We start from the raw sequence: 244 nt of genomic DNA, 5'->3' as shown, positions 1-244 counted from the left end.
ATTTTACCCCCAAATTTTGCAGCAGATTACAGAGTATTAAATCCGCAGTGTGCCAGCGAAGCATGTCTAAAAATCCATGGTATATCGCATATTGCCATTGTTAACTCACCACAAAATCCGCATTATGGTATTAGTGCCTCTTATCGTAATTGCGGCAGTTTTATTGGCGGCGAAAAGTTATATAAAACCTGTAAAACCACAAAAAGCCCGCAACTTGGAGAACGTACAGCTGCTAACTTAAAGC

Annotated in this window: 1 pseudogene; it reads left to right on the top strand. The window is 40.2% G+C overall.

The window, feature by feature from the left end:
* A pseudogene (locus AAEY62_RS24170) lies at positions 1-244 on the top strand (esterase); the annotation flags it as partial.

It is taken from the genome of Pseudoalteromonas sp. GW168-MNA-CIBAN-0100 (assembly GCF_040309225.1).
Taxonomy (GTDB): domain Bacteria; phylum Pseudomonadota; class Gammaproteobacteria; order Enterobacterales; family Alteromonadaceae; genus Pseudoalteromonas; species Pseudoalteromonas arctica.
Note: the sequence above shows the minus strand (reverse complement) of the source record. Positions and strands in the feature narration are given on the sequence as shown.